This window comes from Photobacterium chitinilyticum (assembly GCF_004104355.1).
GTDB classification, from domain to species: Bacteria; Pseudomonadota; Gammaproteobacteria; order Enterobacterales; family Vibrionaceae; genus Photobacterium; species Photobacterium chitinilyticum.
The window spans coordinates 488,682-502,013 of sequence record NZ_RJLM01000002.1 but is presented as its reverse complement, the minus strand read 5'-3'; the positions used below and the strand labels follow the sequence as shown (position 1 = coordinate 502,013).

Annotated in this window: 13 protein-coding genes; 6 read left to right on the top strand and 7 right to left on the bottom strand. The window is 44.6% G+C overall.

Annotated elements, in window-relative coordinates; genetic code table 11:
- Positions 1-93 precede the first annotated feature (93 nt).
- The gene (locus EDI28_RS08320) at positions 94-1,236 is read left to right on the top strand and encodes a hypothetical protein (RefSeq protein ID WP_128783380.1); all 1,143 of its coding nucleotides are present in this window, start codon (positions 94-96) and stop codon (positions 1,234-1,236) included.
- Positions 1,233-3,158 (top strand): DUF3857 domain-containing transglutaminase family protein, encoded by a 1,926-nt coding sequence (locus tag EDI28_RS08315; protein ID WP_128783379.1) that lies wholly within the window; start codon positions 1,233-1,235, stop codon positions 3,156-3,158. The genes EDI28_RS08320 and EDI28_RS08315 overlap by 4 nt, the downstream gene beginning before the upstream one ends.
- A gap of 57 nt (positions 3,159-3,215) precedes the next feature.
- Here EDI28_RS08315 and EDI28_RS08310 read toward each other — a convergent pair whose 3' ends face one another.
- On the bottom strand, positions 3,216-4,496 hold the full coding sequence (locus EDI28_RS08310; RefSeq protein ID WP_164918504.1) for a sensor domain-containing diguanylate cyclase: 1,281 nt from the start codon (positions 4,494-4,496) through the stop codon (positions 3,216-3,218).
- A 356-nt stretch (positions 4,497-4,852) separates the two neighbouring features.
- Here EDI28_RS08310 and EDI28_RS08305 point away from each other — a divergent pair, with 356 nt between their 5' ends.
- Complete coding sequence (locus EDI28_RS08305) at positions 4,853-5,353, top strand: hypothetical protein (RefSeq protein ID WP_128783377.1); 501 nt, start codon at positions 4,853-4,855, stop codon at positions 5,351-5,353.
- 36 nt (positions 5,354-5,389) lie between these two features.
- On the opposite strand, the gene napC is transcribed toward EDI28_RS08305, so the two are convergent.
- From napC to EDI28_RS08275, 6 genes are read right to left on the bottom strand one after another with little or no spacing between them, the layout of a single operon-like run.
- Positions 5,390-5,986, bottom strand: coding sequence for a cytochrome c-type protein NapC (gene napC, locus EDI28_RS08300; RefSeq protein WP_164918503.1), 597 nt, complete (start codon positions 5,984-5,986; stop codon positions 5,390-5,392).
- An 8-nt stretch (positions 5,987-5,994) separates the two neighbouring features.
- Entirely contained in the window at positions 5,995-6,429 is a 435-nt protein-coding gene (locus EDI28_RS08295) for a nitrate reductase cytochrome c-type subunit (RefSeq protein ID WP_128783376.1), read from the bottom strand.
- Positions 6,419-7,300 carry a quinol dehydrogenase ferredoxin subunit NapH gene (gene napH / locus EDI28_RS08290; protein ID WP_128783375.1) on the bottom strand — a complete coding sequence of 294 codons (882 nt, stop codon included), beginning with the start codon at positions 7,298-7,300 and terminating at the stop codon, positions 6,419-6,421. Before napH ends, EDI28_RS08295 begins: the two co-directional genes overlap by 11 nt.
- The gene (gene napG / locus EDI28_RS08285) at positions 7,300-8,064 is read right to left on the bottom strand and encodes a ferredoxin-type protein NapG (protein WP_128783544.1); all 765 of its coding nucleotides are present in this window, start codon (positions 8,062-8,064) and stop codon (positions 7,300-7,302) included. Before napG ends, napH begins: the two co-directional genes overlap by 1 nt.
- Positions 8,065-8,081: 17 nt before the next feature.
- Complete coding sequence (napA, locus tag EDI28_RS08280) at positions 8,082-10,568, bottom strand: nitrate reductase catalytic subunit NapA (protein ID WP_128783374.1); 2,487 nt, start codon at positions 10,566-10,568, stop codon at positions 8,082-8,084.
- Positions 10,555-10,830, bottom strand: a complete 276-nt coding sequence (locus EDI28_RS08275) for a chaperone NapD (protein WP_128783373.1) — start codon at positions 10,828-10,830, stop codon at positions 10,555-10,557. The genes napA and EDI28_RS08275 overlap by 14 nt, the downstream gene beginning before the upstream one ends.
- A gap of 557 nt (positions 10,831-11,387) precedes the next feature.
- Here EDI28_RS08275 and EDI28_RS08270 point away from each other — a divergent pair.
- The 3 genes from EDI28_RS08270 (at position 11,388) to tpx (ending at position 13,033) form a co-directional block, all read left to right on the top strand.
- On the top strand, positions 11,388-11,708 hold the full coding sequence (locus EDI28_RS08270; protein ID WP_128783372.1) for a hypothetical protein: 321 nt from the start codon (positions 11,388-11,390) through the stop codon (positions 11,706-11,708).
- Positions 11,709-11,843: 135 nt separating this feature from the next.
- Positions 11,844-12,200, top strand: a complete 357-nt coding sequence (locus EDI28_RS08265) for a hypothetical protein (protein WP_128783371.1) — start codon at positions 11,844-11,846, stop codon at positions 12,198-12,200.
- 329 nt (positions 12,201-12,529) lie between these two features.
- Complete coding sequence (gene tpx, locus EDI28_RS08260; protein ID WP_128783370.1) at positions 12,530-13,033, top strand: thiol peroxidase; 504 nt, start codon at positions 12,530-12,532, stop codon at positions 13,031-13,033.
- Positions 13,034-13,332 lie beyond the last annotated feature (299 nt).

The following is a 13,332-nucleotide window of genomic DNA, read 5'->3' as shown; positions in this document are numbered from 1 at the left end:
AGTAGACTGACTTCACATCAATGGTTCTGAGCGATACCCCAAAAGAATCCAATTTCATATGATGAGCTAATAACTCACGACAAAACCAAACAAATGACCCAGCAAACACCTGCATTGCCTGAGACGCACCTCCATGAGCTCAGTTCAGAACCAAGACAAGCGCAAATGACCACCACTCCTGAGACACCAACCCCAGAAACACTATCTGCTGAACAACCCGTCAGCAGTATTATTGTAAGAGCACCACGATCACCATGGTGGGAATTCTTTTTGCATTTCGCCACATTTGGCTTTTATACCAACTTTTGGTTGGTCGTTCGTGTCAAAGAGATCAAGCGCCTTTCGGGCCATCCGTTAAAACCCTGGTTATGGCTATTTGTCCCAAGTCTCGTATTTGTACAACCCTTCGCGTTTCCAAAACTCGATAAAATCCTCTGCAAGATAGAAGGTAACGCGGATATTCGTCATCCGGACAATCGTTTCAACCTATGGCTTGCTGCTGTTTTTCTTGTTTCTGCTTTTTTCTGGTTATCGACCGAATACGCAACACCGAACTGGTTATCACTTGTCGCCTTGATATTCTGGTCTGGCTTATTTAGTCTTTTCAGTCAACGGCTTAACACCATTAAACAGCAGTTAAGTCATGTTGAATTTAAAGGGAAATCATCAGGGTATGCGTTCTGGGAGTGGTTGATTGTGATCCTGCTTACCCCTATAACATTCGGTGCACTCATTTACGCTTCGATCTCCCCGTTTATGCTAAATGAAATCAGCTCACTGCCAGACCAAACCGCTTATATCGATCCAAACAACCACTTTCAATTAACTGTACATGGCGATGGTTGGCGGGAAGTAGAAGTCGGCTCATTGTCAGATGGCACAGCAGAACTAGAATTGGCAGGCAGTGTTGAAGATGCTTTTTTTCTAGTATTTAAAACCAGTCCCCCCATCACTTTGAACGATATTGTTGATTCTAGAATCGCCTTCATTCAAACCCAATATCCTGACATCAAATGCCACGAAGAAAGAAGCCTTGTTCAAGGTCAACTCGCTGTCATGATTCATGTCATGTGCGAAGGCCAATATATGCGAGATCCCGTACTTCAAACTATCACTGCATTCGAAAAGGGTAACGATACCTATGAATTATTTGGCACTCTCTCCACTCCGAAGTTGACCTATTCAGCACTTTCAGCTGAATTCAAACAGATGGCAAAGGAGTTCCAACCGTTATGAGAGTCTTCTTACGCCTTTGTATAAGCCTTATCGGATTCAGTTGCATAATCAGTGCTCATGCATCAAAAGGGATCGACTGGCAACTAACCGAGTCTGGAGATCTGTTTGACATCGCTCGTACTTATCAAAAACAAGCTGAACTCCCTGACGAAGTCACTCTGATTTTGCAGGCTAATGATGTTCATGTTGCAGACAATCATGTCACCGAGCACGTAAAAAAAATCTGGTTCTATCCAAACGCCAGAGATGTCGAAAATGACGGTGATCATTCCATTTATTACAATGAAAAAATTGAGCGCCTAACACTGCTCTCCATTGCTTCTATGAATAGCCTTGGTGAAGTTAAGTCGATGGACCCTTCTGTCATTCAGGTCCTCGATACTGATAATTCCCGTTCTTTCTCCGATAGCAAAAAAGTTGTTCTGACGATTCCTGGTTTAGCCGGAGGCAGCCTCTCAATCATTGAATATAAATTAATACGTGATCTTTCAAAACAAGAATCTGACTGGTCAAAAATCCACTTTACACAATGGGGATACCCTGCTGATCAGTTTAACTTATCCATCAACTGGCCAGCATCAAAGCAACTTTTTTGGTCATCCAACAGCTCAGATGTAATGTGTAAAGCAGAAGAAAACCAACTCCTTTGTTCTGGGTCGGATATACCAGCCTTCAAAAATGACAATAACATTTACTGGCGAGATCATATCGGACAAATCGCCATCGGCGAGTTACAGAACTGGCAACAAGTAATTGATACGTCGAAAGACGCAATGAACAAGGCACTCTCAGATACAACAGGTGCCGATGAACTGGTTCAATCAATCACCGCAGATTCACCAAGCATTGATGAAAAAATCAGCAAAATTCATGAGTTTGTTGCCAGGGATATCCGCTATGTCTCGATATCCGAACTTGGACATACTATTACCCCGCACGATGTCGCATCGGTTATTAAAAATCGCTACGGTGACTGTAAAGACAAATCAATGCTGCTCAATGAGCTGTTAAGGCGTATCGGGATCAATTCTTATCCTGTTTTAGTCGCAACCGACCGCTCGGCCCCTGAAGAATTGCTCATTCCAACCCTCGGCTACTTTAATCACGTAGTCATTTGTTTCGACCGTCAGAGTCAACAACATTGCCTAGATGCAACGAATCAAGATACTTATTGGCTGTACACACCATCATGGATCCAGAATACAGTCACTTTGCCTCTCGTTAATAGCAAACAACCATCAATACTTGCCAATAGCCTCTATCGTTGGCAACTAAATGCCAGCACCCAGATTACCTTCAACCGGGATGGTGGCCAGAGTGAGGATCAAAAACGGCAGTTTATCGGCGAATATGCATCTTCTATGAAAAATATTTTACTTTCCAGGACAGAAGAAGAAAGAGAAACATGGCTGACAAACCAATATCACGACAAAGTCACTAGCCTTTCCGAACCTGAATTTGATGTCATTAACTTGTCAGAGATGGCGCCTCAACTAGTCATCAATTCCCGTGCGAAAATCAAGCCGTTTCTCGATTCGAGCGCAAACCTTGAATATGAAGAAAATGATGCCTGGCTAATTGATGAGCTTAATTCCATGCGCCTTCAGAACAAGCATTATGATGAACACTTCACCGGACTGAAGCTTCATACTGAATATCTCTATGATACTAAAGGTATTTGGAAAATTACCAGAACCCCACCGGTGCTAAACTTTAAATATAACTTCGGCTCATTACGTCGACAGATTGAACTCACTCCGTCAAAGAAGCTCATCGTCACAACTGATATTGAAATTCCTGAACAACAAATCAAAAAGAATCAACTTGAAGCGTTCAACCGCTTCCTTGATTTGCTCAAACAAGAGTCGATGATCCGCTTCAATGGCCTGCTACTAAAAACAAGTCATAAGAGCAAAACGTAGAGATAATAGTACCCCATAATATGAAGCGGCTTATTGCGGCATTCAACCGCAATAAGCCTATTCACTATCGATCATATCTTCCGTTGCAACTACGACACGATTTTTGCCCAGATACTTAGCTTGATATAGCGCTTTGTCTGCCGCCGATAGCAGCTGCTCAACACTGGTAATATCAAAAGACAAATAGGACACGCCCATACTGACAGAAAACCCTACGGATGTATTTTCAGCCTTTACTCTCAGCTTGGAGACATTTTCACAGATCCGCTCGGCAGTTATTACAGCTTGCCTAATTTCAGTATTCGGCAAGACCAGTACAAATTCCTCGCCTCCCCAGCGGCCGATAAAATCACTCTTTCTGATACTTTTTTTACAACTAACAGCAAAAAGCTTAAGCACTTCATCACCAATATGATGGCCATATTGATCATTAATGGATTTAAAGTTGTCGAAATCAATCAGCACACAACACAAAGAATTGGCATACATTCGGTCATGGGAAAATTGCTTTTCCAATAGCTCCATAACGGCACGACGATTAAGCAAATTAGTTAATCCGTCATAGTTGGCACGGTGCTCAAGCCGTTGACGCAACAATTGTTGTTCGGTGATATCCATAGCCGTAACCTGCACCACCTGTTCACCATCCCATAGAATGGGTCTCGACAATAAACTAAGCCAAACTGTCGAGCCATCGCTGCGAATGCTCTGAGCTTCCCTTTTAATCGACGGTTTTTCGCCAATTAATAGCTTGTGGTTATCTTTATGTGCCTGAAGGTGATGATTAGAAGCAATAAACGGCAAGAGTGAGTTTTGAGCCATTAAAGCATGTTCATCGGCAAATCCTAGCATCTGCGCATATGCCAGATTACAAAAGAGTGGTTTGAAATTTTTGTGAACGAGAATCCCCTGAATCGACCCATCAACCAATGCGCGATAACGTTCTTCACTGGCCAGTAGCTGGCGTTGAATTTCAACCTGCGGACTCAAATCAATAAGGGTTACCTGCATGGCAGCTTGCCCTTGCCAATCAATCACATGATCAACTGTCAGAACGACAAGCTCATTGCCTTCGTTATCAACGTTCTTGTAAGTACGAACCCCCGGCCTCGCCTTTCCCGTCATTGTCTCCTCATAGGCAAGAATCGCATTTTGTTGCTCATGGGGAACAATAAGCTCTAATAGGCTCGATAAGGCGAGAATGTCCTGACTGCTTTGATAACCAAAATAACGCGCATAAGTGTCATCCGCATAGAGCGGTTTGAAATCGCGGTGAATGACGACACCATAATGGGATTCAATGAATAATTGTTCGTTAAAGGCCGTATTAGGGCTCACAGGCACATCACCTTATTAGTATAAAATTAAGCAATCACGGGGTGAGGAGGTTACACACCAGCTTAAACGCCAACATATTTTAGATTTTTTACTCTAATGCAAGGGCAAAAAAACAGTACTTTAATGAAAATAATTCATCTCTTAAGAGCACCAATTTGCCCCTAAAATAACGCAATCATGAACAGGATAAGTTGATCCTACCCACACAAATTGGTACCGCCGTCACAAATAACGGCCACAACAAAGGCAAACGTTTGCATATGATGCGCTACATTGCTCAAAGCTTGAATTGGACAAAGCGGCTAGCCCATGCCAAGTTTATTTATCAACACAAACCGCGCATTTCGGAAGCCCTTATGGCAGAACAAAGTGAAAGCACCGGGAATAACCTACCGCGCCATTACGGATTTAATACTCCACAACGACTCTTTGTTGGCTACACGCTTGCTGTACTGGTCGACCTAACCGTATTGAACTTGTTCGAGGAATTCTGGCGTTATGTAACGATACAATCGTTCACTGTTTCTCTGGCTGCCGCTATCTTGCTACAAGTTCTGCTTAAACTCTCTATTGCTGCCGAACACCGACTGGCCAATTATTTTAAAAGCAAAGAAGGTCTGGCTCCTAAGGTATACCGCGGGCTTTCAACCTACATTATTTTAGTCGGCTCCAAAATTATTATGCTAGAGGCAATCAATATATTATTTGGTGACAAGGTCACTTTTAGCGGACCGCTAAATGGTGTCGTAGCCTTCTTTGCTGTTATCTTTGCCATTCTTATTGCCGAAATCACAATCAGCAAGGTTTACTTTGCATTGGAAGATAAGCAGGCGGAGAGTGAAAAAATCCCCAACTGATTACTCAATTGGGGATTTATTTTGTAAAGGATATTATTAGATTGCTTTCTCTATCTTGTGATCTTTCGGTAGCTGGTGCGCTATCCCTTTGTGGCAGTCAATACAAGTTTTTCCTTCATCCTCTGCCTCATTGTGGATCTTCGAAGCTACTGGTTTCTGGGTGGTAAGATCCATATATTCGAAGTTATGGCAGTTACGGCATTCCTGCGAATCGTTGGCCTTCATCCTCTCCCATTCGCGAGAAGCCATCTCGAAGCGATGCTCTTCAAACTTCTTGGGCGTGTCGACAATGCCAAACGCCTTGGCATACAACTCTTTGCTGGCCTGGATTTTTCGTACCATTTTCGGTACCCACTCTTTGGGTACGTGACAGTCAGGGCAGGTCGCCCTTACGCCACTGCGGTTGTTGTAGTGAATGGTGCCGACATATTCCTGGTAAACGTTGTTCTCCATTTCATGACAACTGATACAAAAGTCTTCCTGGTTACTCATTTCCATCGCGGTATTGAACCCGCCCCAGAAAACAATCCCCATCACAATACCTACCGTCAGTATGCTTCCGATGGCGAAATGACTCGGTTTCCTGAACCATTTCCAGAAGCGCTGAATAAAGCCGGGTAACTTAATCCCCATACAACCTCCTATTGGCCAAATTTACCGGCAGGCTGAAAGGTATTTTCAACCAATGGCGTCGCATCGACCTGAGTTACGTGGCACTGCAAACAAAAATAACGACGCGGTGCCACATCTCCCAGCACCTTGTTATCACTGTCCATATAGTGAGTTGGGCTGACACGTGGTGCTCCCGACTTACGGTACTTGTCAACATCATGACATTCCAGACATCCGTTGTTGCTCGGATTAAGCTGTACCTGATCGGTGGAGTGTGGGATCAACGGTGGCTGGTTAACATAGTCAAGCGCGAGACGATCCTGTTTTTTCGGCACTTGCTTAATTGCCACCACTTCATTGCCTTCGCCTATTCCCTGATCGCCGCGTAGCGAGGTAACCTCAGCAAATGCTGCGGCGCTAACACATACTGCAAGCAGTGCAGACACAACAAACTTACCCTTCATATTTGGCTCCAATTCTTGTTTTAAATTCCAATACCCTTTCGGAACAGACATCGATGCATCGTCCGCAGCTGATACAGTCCTGGCTCATAACCCGGCGATCCCCTTCTTTTAGTGGCTGGCGCAAAATCTCTGGCTCGGGGCATACATTAAAGCAATCCATGCACTTATTGCATGCCTCACGATTGGTGGCGGTTACCCTGATCAGGCTCTTGCGGCCAATTACACCATAGGCCGCGCCTAGCGGACATAAATGCCCGCACCAGCCGTGTTCGACCAGCAGTAAATCAAGCGCAAACACAAGTACAATCAGGATCCAACTTGCCCCCATGCCGAAGATCAGGCCACGATGCAATGCGGCAACCGGGTCTATCCAGCTCCACAGCACGGTACCCGAGACGGCACTGCCCAGCAGCAATACTGGCAGTAGCCAGTAGCGAAGACGAGGCGACCAGTTGTAACTAACCTTGAGCCCCAGCTTACGCCGCAGCCATGCTGCCGCATCCGTCACCATATTCAGCGGGCATACCCAGCCACAAAATACCCGAGGCCCGATCACGGCATAGAACACCACCACGATCAGCGCCCCCAGCAAAGCTGTTAGCTCAGGCAGATGCCCAGCGGCAATGGTCTGCAGCAAGATCAGCGGGTCCGTCATCGGTATGGTGTCGAACAGAGAGCTTGATGACAGGTTGCCACGCAATACACCCAATGTCGGACCGACCATAAACAAGCCGATGATCAGCAACTGACAGCTACGACGCAGCAGCAAAAAGCGATGAGCTTTCCACCAACCCAATGCTTTAACCGCGGCCTTGCCGGCATCTTTCGCTCGATTTTTTACCGCTCGTTTTTTTGCAAAGTGCTCTGCCATTACTGACCTCCCCCTGTACCTTCCGGTTTGCGGACTGGCAGCGTCAGATCATCGGAGATCAGGCTCTCACCTTGACGGGCCTTTTCCTCCCAACCTAACCGGTAATGTTGCCCCATCTGTCCTTTGGCCAATGCTGTCGGTACAACCTTAATCGCCGCTTCTTCCAGCACGCAGGCGAGCTCGCATTTACCACAGCCGGTACAGACATCAGAGTGCACGGTAGGAATAAACTTGGCGTGGTAGCCCGTACGCTGGTTACGAACAGGTTCCAAAGTAATCGCCTCGTCTATTAACGGACACACCCGATGGCAGACATCACAACGTAAACCCAGCCAGTTAAGGCAGGTTTCATGGTCAATCAGTACCGCCGTTCCCATTCTGGCGTCATCAATATCCGTCAGGTTATGCTCTAGGGCACCGCTCGGACAAGCGACCACACAAGGAATGTCTTCACACATCTCGCACGGTATCTCCCGGGCCGTAAAATACGGTGTTCCGGCCGCGACTGGCGAGACAAGCGTAGCCAGCTTCAAGGTGTCATAGGGGCAGGCCTGCACGCACAAGCCGCACCGGAGGCAAGCCTGAAGAAAATCAGGCTCATCCAGCGCTCCCGGCGGACGGATCGGTACACCAACATCGGCCTGGCTTTGCCTTGACTGCAAACCCAATACCGTTGCCGCAGCACCGACACCGACGGCTGTTCGCATCGCATCTCGCAAGAAACGCCGGCGACTGTCAGAAGTTCTAAAGCGCGAAGTCTTCATCATTCTGTACCCGTTAGTTAGGCCTTAACCACTTTCACCGCACATTTCTTGAAGTCGGTTTCTTTGGAAAGCGGATCCGTGGCATCCAGTGTTAGCTTGTTGGTAAGCTGGCTGGCATCAAAAAACGGCATATACACCAAGCCCTGCGGCACCCTGTTCCGTCCCCGAGTTTCGACATGGGACAGCACTTCCCCACGACGCGATGCAATCTTTATTGCATCACCTCGGCGCAGGCCGCGTTTCTTCGCATCGAGAGGATGCATGTAAACCACAGCATCAGGGAAAGAGCGGTAAAGCTCGGGCACACGGCGAGTCATCGAACCGGTGTGCCAGTGTTCTAGTACACGGCCCGTCGACAACCAGAGATCGTACTCTTCGTCCGGTGATTCGGCGGCAGGTTCATAAGGCAGCGCAAAGATCACCGCTTTCTTGTCCGGCTTACCGTAAAACGCAAACTCCTCGCCCTTGTTAACGTAAGGGTCATATCCTTCGGCGTAACGCCACACGGTTTCCTTGCCGTCGACAACAGGCCAGCGCAGACCACGAGCCTGATGGTACATGTCAAATGGCGCCAAATCGTGGGCATGGCCACGACCAAAATAGGCGTATTCCTCAAATAGCCCCTTTTGCACGTAGAAACCAAAATCACGCGACTCATCATTCAGCTGATCCGCCGCCAGTTCATCGACGCTGAACTTGTCGACATTGCCGTTCTTATACAGCACCTCGAATAATGTTTTTCCTTTAAGCTCCGGTTTTTTGGCAATCAGTTCCTGCGGCCAGACTTCCTCGACCTTGAAGCGCTTGGAGAATTCCATTAGCTGCCAAAGGTCCGACTTGGCCTCGCCCGGTGGCGAGATTTGCTGACGCCAAAACTGAGTTCGGCGCTCTGCGTTGCCGTAGGCCCCTTCTTTTTCAACCCACATTGCCGTTGGCAAAATCAGATCCGAGGCCATGGCCGTTACGGTTGGGTACGGATCGGAGGTAACAATAAAGTTAGCCGGATCACGATAGCCTGGCAGGCGTTCCTCATTAATATTTGGTCCTGCCTGCATATTGTTATTACACATCACCCAATAAGCATTGAGCTTGCGATCTTTGAGCATCCTATCCTGAAGAACCGCATGGTAGCCGGGTTTAGGCGGAATAGTACCGGCTGGAATGTTCCATTTGGTTTCGCACATTTCTCGGTGCTTGGGGTTCATCACTACCATATCGGCTGGTAGACGATGGGCAAAGGTACCGACCTCACGCGCCGTGCCACAAGCGGATGGTTGTCCGGTCAACGAGAACGGACCGCAGCCGGGCTTGGAGATCTTTCCTGTGAGTAGGTGAATGTTGTAGACCAGATTATTGGCCCAGACCCCGCGGGTGTGCTGGTTGAAACCCATGGTCCAGTAGGAAACTACCTTTATGTCAGGATCAGCATACATTTCTGCCAGCTCATTAAGCTGATCAACCGGTACTCCTGACAGCTCGGAGGTATATTCGGCCGTATAGGTCGAGACAAACTTGGCGTACTCGTCGAAACTCATCGGCGATGATTTCTTGCTGCCCGGATTCTTGGCCGCTTTTTCCAGCGGGTGGGTCGGGCGCAAGCCATAACCGATATCCGTTTCACCCTTGCGAATGTTAACGTGCTTGTCGAGGAAAGCTTTATTCACCTTGTTATTGGAAATAATGTAATGCGCGATGAAGTTAAGAATCGCCAGATCTGTTTGCGGGGTAAAAATAATCGGATTATCGGCAAGCTCATAACTACGGTGGGTAAAGGTAGAAAGCACAGCCACTTTCACCTTGTCAGACGAAAGCCGGCGATCGGTAAGACGAGTCCACAAAATTGGATGCATCTCTGCCATGTTCGAGCCCCAAAGCACGAAAGCATCGGCGTGTTCCAGATCGTCATAACTCCCCATCGGTTCATCCATACCAAAGGTACGTGCAAAACCAACAACGGCAGACGCCATACAATGGCGGGCATTAGGATCAATATTGTTCGAGCGGAAACCGGCCTTATACAACTTGGCAGCCGCATAACCTTCCCATACTGTCCACTGCCCCGAACCAAACATCCCAACAGAAGTCGGCCCTTTTTCCTTCAGAGCCTGCTTAAATTTGTCTGCCATTACATCAAAAGCTTCATCCCAGCTTACCGGTGTGAACTCTCCTTCTTTGTCGTAAACGCCATCGGTTTTACGCAACATCGGTTGTGTCAGACGATCTTTTCCGTACATGATCTTAGGCAGGAAATAACCCTTGATACAGTTCAACCCTTTATTCACCGGCGCATCCGGATCCCCCTGGGATGCCACTACCCGTCCATTTTGCGTACCGACCAGTACGCTACAGCCGGTACCACAAAATCGACACGGCGCCTTGTCCCACTTAACGTTCTTATCCTCACCAGCAGCTTGGGCAACAGAAACAGGCAAGGTCAAACCTGCTGCCGCCGCGGCCGCTGCCGCTGCATTGGCCTTTAAGAAACTACGTCTACTGACTGTCATTTTTGGCTTCCTTAAGCTCAGATTGCTCATCCATTTGGTGGTACACCAGAGTGACGGTTATTACGCCGGGTATTGTTTTGATTTTGTCGAAGCGTTCTACCAACCCGTCCTTGCTGTCTCCCTCAAGCACCACAACCATCTTTCCTACTTCATTGCTTACAGGTACTTCGGCCCCTTCTAGGCTCTCTATGGTTTTCTTCACGGATTCAGCATGCTCGGCCGACACATACACAACCAAACTGCTGACATGGTAATCATTCATTTATTGAGCCCTCCCGAGCAGGCATCACACCAATCACGCACCACATACACACATTTTTTATGTGGTCTATTAATAATTTATGCTCAAAAAACAAACAAGGCATACCCATTAGGGGGTAAAGGCCATACCTCTTTGAGATAGATCAATAAATGGATGCTACTGAGTTCACACTTATGCGAATCAATTACTTGTAAGTGGTGACGTAACGAAGGCAATCAAATAACAAAGCAGAAGGAACACTTCTCACTCTGCTAAAAACCGTAATCACAATATGATTACTGAAGCCCAAACAAGACAGATGAAATGTAATGAACAGCAATTATCACGACTGGTAAGGTGTAAATTGAGTACACACAAGCGATATACGCAATAGGGATAAATTAGAAATGTAACATAATTCGCAGAAATAAATTGCATGCATTTCAACGCTGTAATGCACAGATAACCAGATAAAGTGTGATCTTCGTTACAAAAAAGTGTTGATGGTTAGACCAGACAATCGCAAAAAAGTGATACATTTCACAAATAAATTCCACAAGTTAACATTAGGTTTCATAATGATCGTATTTAATATTGATTCAGCTGCATACATCTGCGATATGCTTAAAAACAAATCAGAAAAGCCAAATATTTCTATTTTCTTTAATGATGGTCTGCAGTTACAACAAGTCACAGGATTTAACAATATCGAAGAATACTTTGATGTGAATGGCATGACTCAAACAGTTATTACTGGATATAAGATTCTACTTAACGAAGGTAATGAGCTAACAATTAAATTGGATGGAACAAAAAATAGAGTTATGCCATTCACAAGTAAAACCACTGAGAAATCTGATTTTGGTATTAGCAACAAGGTATCAAAATATTTGTTTTAAACGTTACACATATCATTTAAACGCATAAAGAACAATAACTAATAGTTATATATAAAAATAATCATAATGCATTCACTGCAAACATGAGTTCATTTTTACAGATGAACCATTTTATTTATAGTAAAGAGGTATACCATGAAAAATTTGATTTCAACGATTGAAGAACTAAAAGAAATTGGTATTACATTTGATGAATACAATTTGAAGGAATGTATTCATCGATATCAAACAAGACAAAGATCACGCGAATTACTAGACATATCAAAAAAAATAAACTTGGATCTAAGCTCTGATATTGTAAAAGTGAGTATTGCTGCAGTCGTAATCAATTATGATGACATAGTGGAGTCAGGATCTCTCGAAATGGAACTAATTAAAACCATGTCATTACGAGATTCAATCTTTGTAAAAACAATCAAGAAATCTAATGAGTTTAACGAACTACTTTACCTTGTTGGTGATGCTGTTGATCGAAGAACACATAAAAAATAGAACAAACTGCTGATTAACAGTAAATCTAAATATGGAAATAAAATGTCATTTTTCAATAGACAATCTCGATTAAGAAAACTTATCAATATAAGTGAACTTTTAGAGCTCAACATTGACGATGATAATATAAAGTCATGTATTATCGCTGTTTTCATGTGTGAAGACATACATGATAACAATTTAGAAGTCGCTTTAATGGCAACATACCGTTCTCAGCCAACCGTTTTTATTACAGCACTTAATAATACGAGGGAGTTTCAACATATTTTGAACCTCCTAAACTTTGAAATTTCTAGCCCACACTATGAAAAAGTCATGTGAGAGAATTAATGTCTACCGTACTTTATAGAAATGAATCCATAGATACCTCTGGAAAACTTCCTTTTGTCGGCGATAGCGCACCTTTCTTTACATTAGTTGATAAAGATATTACAGACTTATCTCTTGCTGACTTAAAAGGAAAGAATATAATTTTGAACATATTCTTATCTGTTCATATACCAGAATGTGCACAATCGATCAGAGATTTCAATCTGATTGCTTCCAAAAATAGTAATATTGTTTTCCTCTGTATATCCGCAGATTTACCTCTAGCTATGCGTGAGTTTTGTGAAAGAGAAGGTCTAGACTACATTAAAACGGCCAGCTTCTTCCATAATAAAAGCTTTACTGAACATTATGGCGTTGCTATTGATTCAGGAATATTTAGAGGCCTATCAACACCAGCAGTTTTAAGCATTAATAACTTCGGAAAAATCAGTTACAGCCAGAGAGTAACAAATATTGACATGTTCTCTAGTTTCCACGATGCGATACATTCATTAAACATATAAAGGCATTTGTAATTGTCAAAAATTAAATAGCACATACTATAAGTAGTCAATAGCCTTTCATTGGTTTATAGCCTTATTCACGTCTTGATTATCATCAATGCTTTGTATGTAAACTGAAGGCCAATTTTACGGTAATGATAGGGATATCATACCGCAAAAAATGAATGTGAGAATACAAGTCACCGTTTCAACATAGTGCATAACAGAAATATCGATAGTGGACATTAATCACCTCTCCGAAGCAAAATAATAGATGATGCAATTTGTGTTTTGAGATCTAAGTAGGGTATCTGAAATAT